Origin of the sequence: Micromonospora sp. NPDC047557 (assembly GCF_043205095.1) — a bacterium.
Lineage (GTDB): Bacteria > Actinomycetota > Actinomycetes > Mycobacteriales > Micromonosporaceae > Micromonospora.
This window is the reverse complement of sequence record NZ_JBIDDK010000003.1, coordinates 403,116-419,824: the sequence shown is the minus strand read 5'-3', so window position 1 is coordinate 419,824 and position 16,709 is coordinate 403,116. Positions and strand designations below refer to the sequence as shown.

17 protein-coding genes are annotated in these 16,709 nt (G+C 72.6%); 9 read left to right on the top strand and 8 right to left on the bottom strand.

All coding sequences use genetic code 11. From position 1 onward, the window contains the following. Positions 1-28 precede the first annotated feature (28 nt). Both ACGGAQ_RS12400 and ACGGAQ_RS12395 read right to left on the bottom strand, forming a co-directional pair. The gene (locus ACGGAQ_RS12400; protein WP_393047709.1) at positions 29-838 is read right to left on the bottom strand and encodes an esterase/lipase family protein; all 810 of its coding nucleotides are present in this window, start codon (positions 836-838) and stop codon (positions 29-31) included. Positions 839-1,343: 505 nt separating this feature from the next. Beyond that, on the bottom strand, positions 1,344-1,919 hold the full coding sequence (locus ACGGAQ_RS12395; RefSeq protein WP_393047706.1) for a TetR/AcrR family transcriptional regulator: 576 nt from the start codon (positions 1,917-1,919) through the stop codon (positions 1,344-1,346). Positions 1,920-2,135: 216 nt separating this feature from the next. Between ACGGAQ_RS12395 and ACGGAQ_RS12390 the strand changes: the two genes are divergently transcribed. The 4 genes from ACGGAQ_RS12390 to ACGGAQ_RS12375 all read left to right on the top strand — a co-directional run bounded on the left by ACGGAQ_RS12390 (position 2,136) and on the right by ACGGAQ_RS12375 (position 5,832). Continuing rightward, entirely contained in the window at positions 2,136-3,602 is a 1,467-nt protein-coding gene (locus ACGGAQ_RS12390) for an MFS transporter (protein WP_393047703.1), read from the top strand. A gap of 100 nt (positions 3,603-3,702) precedes the next feature. Then, the gene (locus ACGGAQ_RS12385; protein ID WP_393047700.1) at positions 3,703-4,680 is read left to right on the top strand and encodes an SEC-C domain-containing protein; all 978 of its coding nucleotides are present in this window, start codon (positions 3,703-3,705) and stop codon (positions 4,678-4,680) included. Positions 4,681-4,889: 209 nt separating this feature from the next. Next, positions 4,890-5,357, top strand: a complete 468-nt coding sequence (locus ACGGAQ_RS12380) for a nitroreductase family deazaflavin-dependent oxidoreductase (RefSeq protein ID WP_393047697.1) — start codon at positions 4,890-4,892, stop codon at positions 5,355-5,357. Positions 5,358-5,424: 67 nt separating this feature from the next. After that, a complete protein-coding gene (locus ACGGAQ_RS12375) occupies positions 5,425-5,832 on the top strand; it encodes a hypothetical protein (RefSeq protein ID WP_393047694.1) in 408 nt (135 codons plus the stop codon). A gap of 162 nt (positions 5,833-5,994) precedes the next feature. Here ACGGAQ_RS12375 and ACGGAQ_RS12370 read toward each other — a convergent pair whose 3' ends face one another. The 3 genes from ACGGAQ_RS12370 to ACGGAQ_RS12360 all read right to left on the bottom strand — a co-directional run bounded on the left by ACGGAQ_RS12370 (position 5,995) and on the right by ACGGAQ_RS12360 (position 7,560). Continuing rightward, a complete protein-coding gene (locus tag ACGGAQ_RS12370) occupies positions 5,995-6,441 on the bottom strand; it encodes a hypothetical protein (protein WP_393047691.1) in 447 nt (148 codons plus the stop codon). A 318-nt stretch (positions 6,442-6,759) separates the two neighbouring features. Continuing rightward, positions 6,760-7,023, bottom strand: a complete 264-nt coding sequence (locus tag ACGGAQ_RS12365; RefSeq protein WP_354861022.1) for a DUF6244 family protein — start codon at positions 7,021-7,023, stop codon at positions 6,760-6,762. Positions 7,024-7,341: 318 nt separating this feature from the next. Next, positions 7,342-7,560, bottom strand: coding sequence for a winged helix-turn-helix domain-containing protein (locus ACGGAQ_RS12360; protein ID WP_393047688.1), 219 nt, complete (start codon positions 7,558-7,560; stop codon positions 7,342-7,344). A 302-nt stretch (positions 7,561-7,862) separates the two neighbouring features. Between ACGGAQ_RS12360 and ACGGAQ_RS12355 the strand changes: the two genes are divergently transcribed. The 4 genes from ACGGAQ_RS12355 to ACGGAQ_RS12340 all read left to right on the top strand — a co-directional run bounded on the left by ACGGAQ_RS12355 (position 7,863) and on the right by ACGGAQ_RS12340 (position 10,321). Beyond that, positions 7,863-8,084: a hypothetical protein gene (locus ACGGAQ_RS12355; RefSeq protein ID WP_355067187.1), complete on the top strand. Its 222-nt coding sequence runs from the start codon at positions 7,863-7,865 to the stop codon at positions 8,082-8,084. Between the two features lie 16 nt (positions 8,085-8,100). Continuing rightward, positions 8,101-8,715 carry a hypothetical protein gene (locus tag ACGGAQ_RS12350; protein WP_393047684.1) on the top strand — a complete coding sequence of 205 codons (615 nt, stop codon included), beginning with the start codon at positions 8,101-8,103 and terminating at the stop codon, positions 8,713-8,715. After that, positions 8,712-9,182, top strand: a complete 471-nt coding sequence (locus ACGGAQ_RS12345; RefSeq protein ID WP_393047681.1) for a hypothetical protein — start codon at positions 8,712-8,714, stop codon at positions 9,180-9,182. The genes ACGGAQ_RS12350 and ACGGAQ_RS12345 overlap by 4 nt, the downstream gene beginning before the upstream one ends. Before the next feature lie 89 nt (positions 9,183-9,271). Then, positions 9,272-10,321 (top strand): phosphotransferase family protein, encoded by a 1,050-nt coding sequence (locus tag ACGGAQ_RS12340; protein WP_393047679.1) that lies wholly within the window; start codon positions 9,272-9,274, stop codon positions 10,319-10,321. A 49-nt stretch (positions 10,322-10,370) separates the two neighbouring features. On the opposite strand, the gene ACGGAQ_RS12335 is transcribed toward ACGGAQ_RS12340, so the two are convergent. Together ACGGAQ_RS12335 and ACGGAQ_RS12330 are read right to left on the bottom strand one after the other, a co-directional pair. After that, complete coding sequence (locus ACGGAQ_RS12335; RefSeq protein WP_393047677.1) at positions 10,371-11,369, bottom strand: hypothetical protein; 999 nt, start codon at positions 11,367-11,369, stop codon at positions 10,371-10,373. Between the two features lie 2 nt (positions 11,370-11,371). After that, complete coding sequence (locus ACGGAQ_RS12330) at positions 11,372-13,951, bottom strand: FtsK/SpoIIIE domain-containing protein (RefSeq protein WP_393047674.1); 2,580 nt, start codon at positions 13,949-13,951, stop codon at positions 11,372-11,374. Between the two features lie 190 nt (positions 13,952-14,141). Between ACGGAQ_RS12330 and ACGGAQ_RS12325 the strand changes: the two genes are divergently transcribed. After that, positions 14,142-15,683, top strand: coding sequence for a M1 family metallopeptidase (locus tag ACGGAQ_RS12325; protein WP_393047671.1), 1,542 nt, complete (start codon positions 14,142-14,144; stop codon positions 15,681-15,683). 270 nt (positions 15,684-15,953) lie between these two features. Here the strand turns inward: ACGGAQ_RS12325 and ACGGAQ_RS12320 are convergent, their stop codons facing one another. Further along, on the bottom strand, positions 15,954-16,493 hold the full coding sequence (locus ACGGAQ_RS12320) for a hypothetical protein (protein WP_393047668.1): 540 nt from the start codon (positions 16,491-16,493) through the stop codon (positions 15,954-15,956). Between the last annotated feature and the right edge of the window lie 216 nt (positions 16,494-16,709).

The window sequence follows — 16,709 nt, the reverse complement described above, 5'->3', positions numbered from 1 at the left end:
GTCCCGGCCGGGACCACCCGCACGGCTCTCAGACCGCGAGGCAGTTGGGTCGCACCGGGCCGTCGGTCAGGGCGCCGCGCACGATGGTGTACGCGGTCCCGTCGAGCACCAGGCTGAGGTGCCCGACCAGCCGCAGCGGGCAGTACGCCTGGATGAGGACGTTCGTCGCCCCGTCGTTGACGGCGGCGTTGCCGGTCGGACGGACCAGCTCGTCCTGGAGTGTGCGGACGGTGGTGTAGCGCACCGAACCCGGGGTGTCGTCCCCGGCGTTCAGGTCGGCGAGAAATGCGGAGCCGATGGTCATCTGTTGGCAGGCCACGATGCCGGCGCAGCTGCCGAGGCCGAGAAACGCCACGATGTTGGCGACGTAGGTGCCGTACTGGGGCGAGCCCAGACTGACGTACCGGCCGATGTTGGCGGTGCCGCCCAGGCGCTTGAGGTAGTAGCGGCTGACCAGGCCGCCCTCGGAGTGGGCGACGAGGTCGATGGTCGCCGCGCCGGTGCTGGCACGCACCTGCTCCACGTAGCCGGCGAACGCGCGGGCCGAGGTGGGGATGTCACCGAGGCCCAGCCCGGGCAGCTGGTAGATGAAGGTGCGGTAGCCGTCGGCACGCAGCCGGGCGGCGATCGGCTCGTACGCCACGGCGACGCCGCTGAGCCCGCCGACCACGATGACCGGGTTGGCCGCGGCAGCGGCAGCGAAGGCGGCGGTGGAAGCCGGGGCGCTGGCAGCCGGGGCGGCGGGGGCGGTGGGGGTGGCGGCCGTCGCGGTGCCGGCGGACGCCAGCAGCGCGGCGGTGGCCAGGGACACGACGAGGACGGTCTTTCGGAGCAGCATGGCTGCACCTCCGGGGGGAGGCACCCGGCGAACCGGGCAGGTGGGTGGGGGTGTCCGGTCGACCGTGCGACGATGATGCACGTCACAATTCAGAAACGTCAATGACTTGTTACGCGCCGGTAACCCGTTGTTCCACCGACGGCGCAAACCGGCAATTCGATTCCGCTCCACAGCGGACACCCGCCGCTGTGGGCCTACCCCGCCTCGCAAAAGCGTCGGCGCCCTCGACCAGGCACATCGGGACCGGGGGCAGGCGCACGCGGAGCCGGTGGCCGAGGCCGCGCAGCGCCATCAGGACCGGCAGTCCGGCGCAGCCGAACGCCGCCTGATCGAGCTCTACACCCGGGCCGTCGAGCTGCTCGGCAACGACAGCGCGGCCCGGTCGCCGGCGGGCAGCATCGTCGAACGGCTCGACGAGGAGTCGCTACTGCTCGTCGACCGCCGACCCGCGCTCAGCGCACGGCCCGCTGACGCGCGCTCAGCGGACGGTCGCGCTGACGGGTTCTCAGCGGACGGTCGCGCGCAACCCGTCCAGGGCGACGCCGAGCACCCGGTCACGCTGCTCGGGTGCGGGGAACTGGGCCATCGTGAGGCCGCTGATCAGGCGCACCACATCGTCGAAGCCGACGTCGTCGCGTACCACACCGGCAGCCTGGGCGCGGCGCATCAACGGCTCGCCTGCGGCGTAGATCTCCGTCCGGCAACTGGCGAAGATCTCCGAGTCGTGCAGCAACTGCTCGGCGAGCGCCCGCTTCGTGGCGACGTACGCGACGAAGCGGTGCAGCCACGCGACCAGCGCGTCCCACGGAGGCAGCTCGGCCAGGTCGGCGGCGGAGGCGCTCAACGCACGGACCTCCTCGACGTAGACGGCCTCGAACAGGTGCCGGCGGGTCGGGAAATTGCGGTAGAGGGTGCCGATGCCCACCCCGGCCCGGCGGGCCACGTCCTCCAGGGAGGCAGCCGCGCCGTTCTCGGCGAACGCCTCGCGCGCCGCGGTGACCAGGGCGTCGTAGTTGCGCCGCGCGTCGGCCCGCTTGGGCCGCTGCGCGAAGACCTCGGGCATCTGCCCCGCGCTGGTCATGACGTGCGTCACCTCACCTTGGTTGCATCCGGAGGCACCCCTCCGCTAGCTTAGTGGAGGCACCCCTCCGGACATGCCGGAGGACAGCCTCCGCTTAGCTTACCTCGGAACCCGCCCGATCCGCCTGGCCACCCGATCGCCCGGACCCGACAGATCTGCCCGCCTCCGACGACGGGCGACAAACCTCCTTCCGTACCACATCAGGAGTTTTCTCTCGTGTCAGTGACATCCCGACGCAGCTCGCGTCGGCTCACCTTCACCGTGCTCGCGGCGGGCGCCGGGTTCTTCGCGATGCTCCAGTCGTTGATCACCCCGGTGCTGCCGACCATCCAGCAGGACCTACACACCTCGCAGAACACCGTGACGTGGGTCCTGACCGCCTACCTGCTCTCCGCGTCGATCTTCACGCCGATCCTCGGACGGGTCGGCGACATGGTCGGCAAGGAGCGGATGCTTGTCGTCTCGCTCGCCGCCCTCGCCCTCGGCTGCCTGGTGGCCGCCATCGCGCCGAACATCGGCGTGCTCATCGTCGCCCGGGTCGTGCAGGGCATCGGCGGCGCGGTCTTCCCGCTGTCGTTCGGCATCATCCGCGACGAGTTCCCCGCCGCGCGGGTCGGAAGCGCCGTCGCCGCCATCTCGGCGATCGTCGCCGCGGGCGGTGGCCTCGGCGTCGTGCTCGCCGGCCCGATCGTGGCCGCGCTGGACTACCGCTGGCTGTTCTGGATTCCCATGGTCGTGGTCGGGCTGACCGCCGTCGCCGCGCACCTGTTCGTGCCCGAGTCGCCGGTGCGAACCCCCGGTCGGATCGACTGGCGTGCCACCCTGCTGCTCTCCGGCTGGCTGGTCGCGCTGCTCCTGCCGATCAGCCAGGGCGCGGCCTGGGGCTGGACCTCCACCCGGGTGCTCGGCCTGCTGGTCCTCGCCGTTGTGCTGCTGATCGGCTGGCTGACCGCCGAGGTGCGCTCGACCAACCCGCTGATCGACATGCGGATGATGCGCCTGCCCGGCGTGTGGACCACCAACCTGGTCGCCCTGCTCTACGGCGCGTCGATGTTCTCCGTGTACGCGTTCCTTCCCCAGTTCGTGCAGACCCCGACCGCCGCCGGCTACGGCTTCGGCGCCAGCATCAGCCAGGCCGGCCTGCTCATGCTGCCGATGCTCGTCGCGATGTTCGTCGCCGGTCTCGTCGCCGGCCGGCTCCAGGCCGTGTTCAGCGCCAAGGCGCAGCTCGCCACCGGCGCCGCGTTCAACGTGGCCGCCTCCGCGATGCTGGCCGCCGCGCACGACACCCGCTGGGAGGTCGCCATCGCCGGTGGGCTGGTCGGTCTCGGCATCGGCCTGGCGTTCGCGTCGATGGCCAACCTGATCGTCGGCAGCGTGCCCGCCAGCCAGACCGGCGTGGCGACCGGCATGAACGCCAACATCCGTACCATCGGCGGCGCGATCGGCGCGGCCGTGGTCAGCGGCGTGATCACCGCCCACCCGCAGGCCAACGGCCTGCCCCGGGAGGCCGGCTTCACGATGGGGTTTCTCGTCCTCACCGCGATCGCCCTCGCCGCCGCGCTCGCGGCCTTCGCCGTCCCGTCCGCCCGGCGGGCGTCGGCCGGTCGCCGGCCGTCCACCGCGACGATCGTCGAGTCCGAGCTAGCCGGCGAGTTCGCCACCATGCCCGCGACCCGCTGAGGTTCGCCGGCAAGTCGGAGCCCGGGCGGTCCGCCGCCCGGGCTCCGGCATGCTTCGGGGGTACGCTGGCCGCTCCCTTTGTCGTTTTCAGGATGAGCTGATGCCCGAACTGCTGACCACCGACCGCATCGAGGAGATCGGCGCCCTGGGCGTCAAGAGCCCGGACCCGGCCGCGCTGGTCGCCGAGCTGGTGAGCGCCGTCGACGAAGGACGCCTCGCCGACCCCGACGACATCGGGTACGCGCTGCTCGTCGCCGCGGACATCCTCGATCAGGCGGGTGACCTGGCCGACGCGCTCGCCCTGGCCACCCGCGCCATCGCCGAACAGCCCGACGAGGACGCGTACGCCCGGTCGGTGCGCGGTGGTCTGCTGCTGCGCCTCGGCCGCTCGGACGAGGGCATGGCGGAGCTGACCGAGCTGCGCCCGTTGCTGGAGACCAACCCCAACGCGACCTACCTGGTCGACGAGCTGGCCGAAGCCGGCCACACCGACCTGGCGCTGGAATGGCTGACCGGGGCGCTCGACACGATCCTGGAACGCACCCGGACCCAGCAGCACGAGTCCGAGGACGCGCAGGACGAGGCCGCGGCCATGATCTACGGGCTGACCCAGCGGCGGCACCACCTGCGCGAGGAGATGGGCCTTCCGCACGACGAGTACGACAACCTCGCCGACCGGCTGCGCGCCGCGAGCACCCACGCCCTCGACGCGCTCGACGACGGCCCCGCGACGCTGCTGTACTGGCCGGAGGCCGAGTTCAACGCGTTGCTGATGCGCTGGCCCGGGCTTGTCGACAGCTACCCGAAGACGTGGGACGAGCACCGCACCCAGATCGAACGCGCGCTCGCCGAGGCCGCCAGACTGGGCGGCGCGGACCTGGGCGTCGTCGCCGGCACCGTCGCGGGCCTGGCGGCCTTCGCCGGCGACGACCCCGTCGACGAGGAAACCCTTGACGAGTACGCCGACAGCCTCGACGAGGTGGGCCTGACGTCCTGGCCGCCCGGGCGCAACGACGCCTGCTGGTGCGGATCGGGCGCGAAGTACAAGAAGTGCTGCCTGCCCCGCTCGCGCGACTGACCCGCACGGGTGCCGGGGCACTTTCCCCGGAGAGACGTATACCTGTGAGTCATATTTATGACTCACAGGTATACCGCTCTCACCCCCGTCCGCACGGACGACCTTCGTACCCGCCGCATCGATGGTCGTGGCCGGTCCAGCGCGTGGCATTCCGCGTACGATCGACACCTCCGCTTCAGCCGGGCGGATTCGGCGATGGAGGCGATGGCGTGACCGCGCAGGAGCAGCACGAGACGATCGAGGACAGTCCGGTCGGCTGGGTGGCCAAGCACATTCGGCGGTATGTGGAGACCGACGGCGCCGAAGGCGGCACCTTCCAGGGCTACCCCGCGCTGCTGCTCACCACGCGGGGACGCCGCTCGGGCGCACTCCGCCGAACCGCGTTGATCTATGGCCGCGACGGGGACGACCACCTGGTGGTGGCGTCCAACGGCGGCGCGGCCACGCACCCCGCCTGGTACCTCAACCTGAGCGCCGACCCGACGGTGGAGGTCCAGGTCGGCGCGGAACGGTTCGCGGGTCGCGCCCGGACGGCGTCCACCGAGGAGCGGGCCCGGCTGTGGCCGGTGATGACGAAGGTCTTCCCGACGTACGCCCGCTACCAGAGGGACACCGACCGGGAGATCCCCGTCATCGTCATCGAGCGGACGTCCCCGCAAGACTCGACGATCCATTGATCCGCGTCAGCGCCGCAGAGGGCTATGGTGACCGCAGGTAAGCACCTACTCCGATAGGAGAGCCGCCGTGCGCCGCATCACCACCACCATCGCACTGCTCGGGCTGTCCCTGTTCGCCCTGTTGACGCCGTCGCCGGCGAGCGCGGCGAGCACCGTCGAGGTCACGTCCGCGACCCTGGTCGCGAAGGGTGTCGCCGTGGACCTCACCCTCACCGTGACCTGCGACGCTGGCCTCTCCGGCGGCGCGGAGCTGATCCTGCGCCAGCGCTCGGGCAACCGGGTGGCCTACGGATCGGGCTGGGCGCCGGTCAGCTGCACCGGCCAGCCGCAGGCAGTGACCGGACGGGTGTACGCGGAAGGCGGCGGCTTCGCCTTCAACCGCGGCGTGGCGCTTGCCAGCGGCGGCTTCGAGCTGTGCGGCCAGGACGTGTGCGACTACCCGCGCTTCGAAGACGAGGTCCGCATCACCCGCTGAACCGTGCCGTCGCCATGCAGCGCCGGCGAACAGGTCAGGATAGGGAAGATCACCGCTGCGGACGACAACGTGATCGACATTGATGTCGGCGTCTTGTCACCCGTGTCGACCAGCGAGCTTTGCGGCCCAAGTTACGTGTGCGGGACGGATCAGGCACGCCCGTCACCCCGCCGCCTCCATGGCGGCCCAGATCTCATCGAGATAGTCCCACCAGCGCTGGTCATCGAGCCGGAAGCTCGTGAGCAGAAATCCACCGACTACGAGGATGTTGCCGACGACATCCGCGCGGGCGGTCGAACTGGCAACAATGTTGCCGCTGGTGGCTGCGGCTAGGAGCCTGGCCAGATCTTCACGTCGACCGAGGTCAACCCATGGGGACTCGCTGGCGATGATCTTGTCGGCCAATTCCGATAGCTCAGCCTCGGTCGCGCCGTTGCGGAATACATCCTTGACGATGAACCCGACGACGAAGACGGCATAGCGCACGGCCATTTGAGCCTCGTCCTCGTTCAGTCCTGCGAACGCCGCCGCGAGACGGTCACCGTCCTTTGCGATGACAGCACGGTAAGCCTCTCTTACCGCCCCCTCCACACGCTCGTCAACCTGCATCGCCGTTCCTCCGCTTCTGACGCCTGTCCCACCAGGTCGTGACTGTATCGACAGTGGATCCGAGTATCACGAGGCCAACACCCACGATCTTGTTCGGTGCCACCAGCACACCGAGCATGCCGCTGGTCAGCCCGACTCCCTGCGGTGAATAGGCGACGACTGCATCTACCCGGCGCTCCCATCGAGGAGCTTCAGAATCCTGCTCGCGCGGTTGGAGGGCGTCCGGAGATGGACGAGGAGGTCGGCCGAGCCCTGGCTCAGGCGGTGGAACTGCTGGTCGCACGGGTGGCAGGTGGGTTGCGCTACCACCACCCGTGGTCAATTTCCCAGCGCGCGGACCTTGGCGATCGTCTCCTGGACGTGCTGCTTGGCCGGCTCGCCACCCTGGGACGCCTGCGCCAGAGCCTGGCGGTACGCGTCGATCATGCCGACCAGCGGCCCGGCGGCGACACCTTCCAGCGCACCGGCGACAAGGGTTCGCGCCTCGGCCGCGTCCTGCGCTGCCGCTGCGGTCTTGGCCTTCGCCTCATCGAGCTTCTGCGACGCCGCCGCCAACTTCGCGATGATCTGCGCTGCGCTCACGCGCACCCTCCCCCTGGTCGACCATCGCCTCCGCCACCGCACCGGCGGAGACCACAAGGGAGCGTACGAGATCCGCGCACCCAGCGCGACCGCTCGATCGCCCAATCATGATGTGCGAGGTGCCCCCGCCGCCGCCTGGCGAAGATCACCTGACGCTGACCAGTCAGGGCAGGCCCTCGGCAACTGGTACGCATCAAGTGATCAAGGATTGGACGACGAACCCCAGCCGGAATCTCTAGATCTTGGACACTTTCCGTTCTCGGCTAACGGAAACTGTCCAAGATCTGGCCGGGTTCACCGAGACCGGGGCGCGACCGATCAGCGGTCGGCGACGAACACGCCGAGGCCGTGCACGCCTTCGACAAGGCCCTGAGTTTGCAGGACGAGAATCGCTTGCCGCACGACACCAGCCGAGACGCCATGTTCAGCACGAAGCTGGGCGGTGGACGGGAGCTTGTCCCCTGGGGCGAGTTCACCGGACGCGATCTGCTCTCGGATTTGATCCGCGAGCTGCGCCCACTTGGGCTTGGCGGGCATCTTGTCTCCCTGGTCTGCACCGCCATTTGATCACACCCCACTAGTCAGGACAAGAACGGACTAGTTTGTCGTTGACTTATACATACTAGTGTGGCAAAGTTCGGTCCTGCTGGCTCCCTGGTCTGCAAACCCGGAGTTGGTTCTTTCCACCGCGCAGGAAGCGCCCGGTCGGCCGGTCCCCCCGTCCGGCCGGGCGTGCCGGGGCGTGCCCGCACGCCGCCCCACCGCATCGCCGCCTGGCGGCACGTGCCGCCACGAGCAACGCCCTGACCAGCAAGGAGACGACCGGACGGGAGCACCCGATGCCCGATCGACCCGACGACCAGCCCACCGACCCACCCTCCCGACACCCGCCAGCCCAGCGTCTCGTGTCCAAGCAGGACGTCGAGGACGCCGACGACACCCTCTTCGCCCATCCGCCGCGCGTGGTCCGTAGGTGGGTCTGCGGCTGTGGTAGGGACTACCCGTGCACCGACGTGCTCTTCGCCCGCCTGGTCAAGGCCACCGCCGAGGCGGAGCAGTGAACTGCCGAGGCCGCCGTTGAACGCGGATGATCTGCGCGACGCCTGGCTGGCCACGATCGCCGCCGCCGACCGGGCCGGTGCGCACCTGCACGGTGCGGGGCCAGCCGGCCGGAGGCTGCCCTGGCAGGAGGCGGTCACCGAGTGTTGGCGGGCGCTCAGTTCGGTCTACGCCGGCCTGGCCGCCGATCGGGCATCGCCGGTGACCGCGACAGCGGGTGAGCTGCTCGCCGGGCTGCGCGCGGCTCGGGTCGACGCTGACCGGGCGGCCGCGCTGGCCGCCCGTACCCGGTGGCGGTTGGCGGCGGCCGAGGACCGGCTGCGGCGTACCCACATCGTGGCGGACGCGGTCGCGGCCCGGCACTTCGCGGCGGCCATCACCCGGTTGGACCTGGTCGTCACCCGGCTCGCGATCGGCGGCTGCCGCATCGACCGCTCGGTGGCGGCGTTGACCGGCGAGCCGGCCGCCCCCGCGCCCCACCCGCCAAAAAGGACCGCCAGCACCAGCACCAGCACCAGCACCAGCACCAGCACCAGCGAGATCGCACACGGCTGCCGGGTGGCGAGCGGCCTGGTGACCAGGCGACATCGACGGAAGAACCCACTCACGATGATCAGGGGGCGACAGTGGTGAACGACCCGCACGCAGCGCTGCGCGGCCTTCTGGCGGGACGGCTGCGCGGGCACGAACGGCGGCTGCGCCGGTTCACCGAGGCGGACTGGCGGCGGTACGCGGACCTGCTCGCCGGGGCGCTGTTGGTGGCGGTCCGGCGGCGGTTCGTCGCGGGCCAGGACCGGGCGCCGGTGATCCGGTTCGTGGCGTCCGCGCGGGAACGCTACGACGTCACCGGCATGGACGTCGAGCCGGCGCTGGCCGAGGCGTTGGTGTGGGCGGCGCTCGGTGAACGCCCTCCGGTGCCCGACGACGCGCCGGCCATCGTCGCCCGGACGGTGCTGCTGCTCGGCCTGCTGGAGGACGAGGGCTGCACCGACCAGGAACGGGACGCCGTCCTCGCGGCGGCGGCGCACGCCGCCGACAACGCCGCACCGGGCGGGAATGAGCACCAGGCCGGAGCGCGAGACCAGCAGGAGACCCGCTAGGAAGCCGCTGCGCAGGGAACCAGGACAACAATTGTCCGACGACTCTGGCACTCTGGCGGGCATCACGGCGGGGAGGAAGGGACCACGGGGTGGAAGGGCTCGGCCGCACCCAGCGGCCACTGGACCACGACCAGGTGCAGCGCTTCGTCGCGGCGTCGTTCGGCGCGGACCGCCGGGTCGTCGACTGCGGGCCGATCCTGGGCGGCAGCTTCGCTACCGTGTGGTGGGTGGCGCTCGACGACGGGCGCGAGGTCGTGTTGAAGGTGGCACCACCGCCCGACGCGCCGCTGCTGCGTTACGAGCGTGGCCTCGCCGCCGCCGAAGCCCGGTACTTCCGCCTCGTGTCCACGCACGCGCCGCAGGTGCCCGTGCCGCCGCTGCTGCACCATGGCAACGATCCGGAACTCGGCGAGTGGCTGGTCAGCGGCCTGATTCCCGGCCGCTCGCTGTGGGAGTGGGCCGAGGGCGAGCAGCACCTCGACGACACCCCGGCCCGCTACGACTTCGGCGTCGCGATCGCCGCGCTGCACCGGGTCAGCGGCGACCACTACGGGTACGACGGCGGCCGGGCGAGCGGCACGACGTGGCGTGCGGCCTTCGCCGCCATGCTCGACGACGTGCTCGCCGACGCGGCGGACTGGGACGTGCGACTCCCCACCTCGCCGGATCGGTTCCGGGAGTTGCCCGAGCGGTACGCGTCGATCCTGGACCAGGTACGACGGCCGGCGCTGCTGCACTTCGACGGCTGGGACGGCAACGTACTGGCCGAGCCTACGCCCGGCGGCAGCCTGGGCCTGCGCGGGATCGTCGACGGTGAACGGTTCCTCTTCGGCGACCCGCTGATGGACCTGGTGTCGCCCCTGATCTACCGGCGGGCGGAGGACGAACCGGATAACCCGTTCCTGCGGGGCTATCGGGCCGCCGCGCCCGATCCGGTGGTCTTCGACGAGGCCACGCTGCGTCGGCTCAGCCTCTACCGCCTGCACCTGTACCTGCTGATGACTGTCGAGATGCCCAGCCGGGGCATCACACGCCAGACCAGCCCGGACCGGTACGAGCGACTGGCCGACCTGCTGGACCACGAGCTGACCGAGCTGCGGCGTCCGAGCCCGTCGGCTCTCGCGGGCGGTACCGGCTGACGTTCTCCTAGGAGGTCGCGCAGCACGCCTGCCGACGCGCGGCCGGGGCTCAGCGGAGGGCGCGGAACAGCAGCAGGTAGGCGCAGTAGCCCAGCGGCACCAGCAGGAAGCAGATCAGGAACCCGAGCGGCAGGTAGCGCGGCGGGGTGCCGGCGACCATCGCCGGCCTCCCCCACCGGCCCAGCACCAGGTAACCCCCGAAGAACGCCAGCGCCGGCAGCCCGGCACAGATCCACGCGCCGAGGGTGAAGCCGTCGACCAGGCCGACCCCGGAGGCGAGCACGAGGGTCAGCATGAGCACCCCCGCTGCCGCTCCGCACGCGGCGTAGACGGCGACCGCCCGCGCGAGCGGCGACCACGTCGGCAGCAGCGCGGGCCGCTGGGCCAGCAGCTCGGCCTGCTGCCCGTGCCGGTCCGCCTCGTCGGCCATCCGCCGGGCCAGCTCCAACTCCACCACCGGGTCGACCGCCGCCGCACGCTGCGCCGGCACCCCGGCGCCCGCCGGGCCCAGCGCCGTCGGCAGCGCCAGCCGCGCCTGCAGCGCCGGCACTTCGGGGTACGCCCCGACACCCGCCCGCCCCGGCACGCCGGCTGCGCCGGCGGACCCGCCGTCCCCCGATCCGCTCACCATGGGCGAGCCGGACCCCGCCGGCGGACCAGGCCAGGTGGCGGGGTCACCGGCCGGGCCGAACCCCGCGGGCGGCGAGCCGGGCCGGGTGGCCGGGTCACCGGCCGGGCCGGTCGCCGGCGGCGAGCCGGGCCAGGTGGTGGCCGGCCCGTTTGCTGGCGGGCGGGGCGGGCCGCCTGCACTCGATCCCGGCGCGTGGTTGCCCGGTGCGGCGGTCGGGCCGGCCGGTGGCTGCTCGATGCCGATCGCGCGGCCGAGCTGGTCGAGGCGGTGGCCCTGGGCGGTCAGCCGCTGGTGCAGGTAGTCGGCGGCGGCGTGCAGGTCGCGGCGGCGCTCGGACTCGGCTGCGGCGTCCCGCTCGCCCGCGCGGCGGTGCTCGGCGAGCTGTCGGGCCAGCGCCGCGTACTCCTCGAAGGACACTGTCAACGCTCCCCGTGCGGCTCGTGCCCGTCGCGGGCGAACGGCACGATCAGCCTGGTGCGCTGGTCGTGCCGGTCGACCAGCAGCGCCCGGTCGGCGCGCGGTGTGTAGGCCAGGTCGTGCACCCCGAGGTGCAGGGCCAGCTCGGCGCCGGGCACGTTGAGCGCGACGAGGCAGGCGACGTCGTCGCGGTTCTGGGTGCCGCCGAGGTCGTCGGAGAGCCGCCGCAGGCCGCGCCACCAGCCGAGCAGGTGCACGCCCTGGGCGGGGCCGTGGCGCAGCAGCGTACGCAGGTCGTCCAGGCCGGAGCGGAACGTGACCGGGTCGGCCGCCCCGAGGACCGGAGCGGCGGCGTCCATCCCGAACACCACCAGGTATTCGCGGCCGGCCGGCTCGGCGGCCAGCGTGGCGATCCGGTCGCGCAGCCCGGCCGCGTCGAGGCGGTGCACCGGGTGACCGGCGGCCCGCAGCGCGGCCTCGGTCTCGGCCGCGATCGGGTCCGCGGCGGTGACCAGGGAGGCCACCTGGAACCGGGCGTCGCCGGGGGTGTGTTGGCGGGCCACGCTCAGCGCGGCGGCGCGCAGCACGTCCGCGCCGGCCGGTGCGGTGCCCACCACGGCGAGGTGCCGGCCGGGGGTGGAGTCCATCAGGAACAGCGCCGTGGTGCCGTGCACGTCGACCGTCCGGCCGACAAGCGCCATGGGGCGTCGGCCACCGGGGCGCAGCCCGGCGAAGGTGGGATCGTCCTCGACGCGCGCCGCCTCGTACCCCTTGAAGACCGCCGGGGCCCGCGAGCCCGGCGGGCGGGCCTGCCACAGCTCGTGGCGCAGCGCGGCGAGGTCGGCCGCGGCGGCGTGCGCGTCGGGGAAGCGCAGCACGGTGTCGGCGCCCACCGCGCCGGCGGCGGTGTTGACCACGGCGGAGCCGATCGGCAGGGCCGCGGCGGCGTCGTTGAGCTGGTCGAGGACACCGCCGCCGCCGGGCAGCGCCACCCGCAGCGCGAACTGCCCGAAGATCGCCTCGGCCCGACCGTAGAGCGCCTCGATGCCGGTCATGCTCTGACTGGCCAGCACCAGGTGGATGCCGTACGAGCGGCCCTTGCGGGCCAACTCCTCCAGCAGGTCGACCGATTCGCGGGCCAGCGCGTCGTTGCCGGCGAGCAGCACGTGGAACTCGTCGATGACGGCCACGATGCGCGGCAGCGGATTGTCCCGCGGCAGGTCGGCGAGCTTGGTGACGCCGTGCCGCTTCAGCGCGGTGGCCCGGCGCTGTGCCTCCCGGCGCAGCTCGCGCAGCACGGCGAGGCCGTACTCGCGGTCGGATTCGATGCCGACGGCACGAGCGTGCGGCAGCCAGGACGGGTCACGCCCGGTGGGCACGAACTCGGTGAAGCTGACGCCCTCCTTGAAGTCGAGCAGGTAGAGCTGCAACTCGGCCGGCGAGTAGCGCGCGGCCAGCCCGTAGAGGACGTCGAGGAGGAAGACGGTCTTGCCGGCACCGGTGCGGCCGCCGACCAGCCAGTGCGGGGTGGCGTCGTCGAAGGCGACCGTCAGCGCGGTGTCGAAGGCGACCGTCAGCGCGGTGTCGAAGGCGACCGTCAGCGGCGCGGGGCCGGCCCGGCCGACGACGGTGCGCAGCCCGTTGGCCGCCGACTCGGCCCATCGTCGCTCGGGCAGCAGCTCGGCGAAGGGCAGCGCCTCGGCGCGGCGGGCGGCGGCGCCGAGGTGCTCGGCGAGCGCGCGGACCGAGGCCGGCGGCGGGTCGCCGTCGAGCAGCACCGGGGCGGCGAGGCCGCTGCCGTCGGCGCTGAACGGAACGCCGGGCGGGTCGCCGACGTGCGCGTACCCCTCGCTGACCCGCAGGGCGGTGGTGCTGCCCAGCGGCGGCGCGGTCTCGCCGGGCAGCCGGGACGGATGGCCGGCGAGGAGCACGCAGACGGCGGCGGCCGGGCCGGCGTGGGTGAGCGCGGCGAGCCGCGCCAGCTCGCGCGGCGGCGGGGCGGCGGTGGCGACCACCAGCAGCAACTGCCGGGTGGAGGGATCGGCGTGCTGGGCGGCGCGGGCGTGCCGTTCGGCGGCGGTCAGCAGGGCGGCCACCTCGGCCTCGCTGGTGGCCGGCGGGTCGAGCACGCCGGCGTCGAGCAGCGGGCGCAGCGGGCCGAAGGTGGCGCCCAGCGCGGCGGTGTCGATGCCGGTGACCCGGACCCGACCGGGTGGCGCGGTGGCGACCAGCCGCAGCACCAGCGCCCGCAGCAGCGCGGCGACGCGCCCGTCCCGGGCGTCGGTGTCCAGTGCCAGGTGGTGGCCGCCGCCGAGCGGCAGCAGGACCGGGAAGCCGCCGTCCGGAGTGGACGCTTGGCCAATACGCACCGCGGCCGGTGTGTCGGTAAGCGCGGTGGCGCCGGGGGTCGGGGTGGCCAGCGCGCCGCCGAGGCGCGCGAGTCGGGCCACGAGGTCGCCCCCGCCCGCCTGCGGCGGCGGAGCAGGTGCCGCGCCGAGCACGCCTCGGGCGGCATCCAGGTGTACGCGGGCCGCCCGGTGGGCGGTGACCGCCTGCCCGTACGCCGACGCGAGCCTGCCCACGCTCTGCCTCCCACGCCACGGCCGTCCGGTTCGCCGAAACCCTAACGGACAGCGGTGACACCGGGACAGTAGCGACCCGCGCTTTCGCGACGGCCGACGCCGTGACACGCCCGCAGCGCGCCGGGCCAGCGACGTTCACAGTTGTCGATTAGGTTTGCGGTGCGTACACCCGATGGAGGGAGTCCACCTCGTGCGACGAGTCCTCACGGCGGCCACCGCCGCCCTGACCCTCACCACCGCCGGCACCATGCTCACCGGCGCACCCGCCCCGGCCGCCCCGACGGGCTGGGGCCGGCCCGTCGTCTCGGTCGCGCCGCAACCCGGCGCTCCCGGCCTGGGCGACACCTACTTCCCCGACTACGGCAACGGCGGCTACGACGTCTCGCACTACGACGTCCGGCTGCGCTACGACCCGGCCACCGACCGGCTCACTGGCACCACCACCATCCTCGCCACCGCGACGCAGGACCTCTCGGCGTTCAACCTGGACTTCCTGCTCGACGTCGAGTCGGTGCGGGTCAACGGCTGGGAGGCCGGCACCGCCAAAGCGGGGGCGCACGAGCTGGTGGTCACCCCGGCCCGCACGATCACCCGGGGCCAGCAGCTCACCATCGTGGTGCGCTACAACGGCATCCCGTCGGAGACGCTGGTCGGTGGCTACACCGGTTGGACACGCACCGACGACGGGGCGCTCGCGGTCAACGAGCCCGAGTCGGCGTGGTGGTGGTTCCCGAGCAACGACCACCCGCTGGACAAGGCCACCTTCGACATCTCCGTCTCGGTGCCCACCGGCGTCGAGGTGATCAGCAACGGCGTGCAGCCCCGCCCGCCGGCGGCCGAGGCCGGCAACCGCACCCGGTGGATCTGGCGGACCACCTCCCCCACCGCCACCTACCTGGCCTTCATGGCGATCGGTCAGTACGACATCGTCACCGACACCACACCGGGCGGTCAGCCGGTGATCAACGCGTACAGCACCTCGCTGGGGGCGCTCGGGCCGGCCGCGCGGGCCAGCATCGAACGGACCGGCGAGATCGTCGACTGGGAGAGCGGGATCTTCGGCCCGTACCCGTTCGAGGCGCGAGGTGGCGTGGCCGGGCCGGTGGACGGCATCGGCTTCGCCCTGGAGACGCAGACCCGCCCGGTGTACGGCCCGGGCTTTTGGCGTCGCGGCGCCAACACGTACGTGGTGGCCCACGAGAACGCCCACCAGTGGTTCGGCGACTCGGTCTCGGTGGCCGACTGGCGCAACATCTGGCTCAACGAGGGCTTCGCCTCGTACGCCGAGTGGCTCTGGTCCGAGGAGCAGGACGAGGGCACCGCGCAGGAGGTCTTCGACTTCACCTACGCCAGCTACCCGGCCGATGACGAGTTCTGGCAGGTGCTGCCCGGTGACCCGGGCGCGGACCGGGTCTTCGACAACGCGGTGTACGACCGGGGCGCGATGACCCTGCACCAGCTCCGGCTGGCCGTCGGCGACGACGCGTTCTTCGCGATCCTGCCTGCGTGGACGGCCGAGCACCGGTACGGCAACGGCACCATCGAGGAGTTCCAGGCCCTGGCCGAGCGGATCTCCGGTCTGGACCTGGACGAGCTGTTCACCACCTGGCTGTTCACCGCGGGCCGGCCCGACGTGGCCAGCGCCGCCCGCAAGGCCGCCCCGCCGGCCGAGCCGAAGTCCTGGGCCAAGATCCGCGAGTCCCACGAGGCGCACCGCCTGCTGTCGCACTAGCAGCAGTCCTCACCCGCAAGGCCCGTCGCCCCGGCGGCGGGCCTTGCGGCGTCCCCGCTGGTCCCGCCGCAGCGATCTCACCCACCACCGCTGCGTCCGCCGTCGCCCTCCCGCACGCGTCCTTTGCTCTGCTTCAACGGACGCAACACCGGTTGTCCGACTATCGGACGCGCGGTGTTGCGTGGAGTGAAGCAGAGCAAAGGACGCGTGGGGGGAGGCTGGCCTCCGGGCCAGAATCGTCGCCAGCGGTCGGAGTCAGGTGGGCGGCTCTCAGGACGCCGACGCCGCCGAACCGCCCACGGTCGCCGGGGACCCCGCCGCCTCGGCCGTGCTGGCCTCGACGGCGCGGATGTGCCGGTAGGCGAACCAGAGCGGCGGGAACGCCCCGACCGCGAAGGACAGGTCGATGAGCGTCCAGAACCACGGGATGTCCCGGATCGGGCCGCAGATCAGCGCCAGCGGAACGATTCCCGCGCAGGCGATCATGCCGACCTGCACCACCCAGACGTTGCGCACCGGGTCACGCAACGGCCCCCAGAACGCCACCGCAAGCACCAGGTGGGCGAAGGCCAGCCAGTCGGTGCCGTAGAGCAGGAACGGGTAGTCCTGCCCCGCCGTCACGAGTCCGGTGTGGACCCGCTCGATCCAGTCGACCAGCGCCGGCATCTGGCCGGCGAGCGGGTCCAGCGCGCGCAGCAGCCAGCGCACCTCGATCTCCAGCGGGAAAGCGGTGGCACCGCTCAGGAAGAGGCCGATCAGCACGATCCACAGCCACCGACGCGTACGCCGCAACCGCTCCTCGATGTCCATGACCGCAGCGTAACGATGATCTTGGCACCGCTTCGTCCCGCCAGCGGTGACCGCTGTCTCACCGGCGTGGGGGGGGGGGGGGGGGGGGGGGGCCCCCCCCCCGCCCCCCCGCCCGCGCCCCCCCCCCCCCGCCCCCCGCCCCCCCCCCCGCCCCCCCGCCCCCCCCCCCCCCCCCCCCCCCCCCCCCCCCCCCCCCCCCCCCCCCCCACGGCTCCG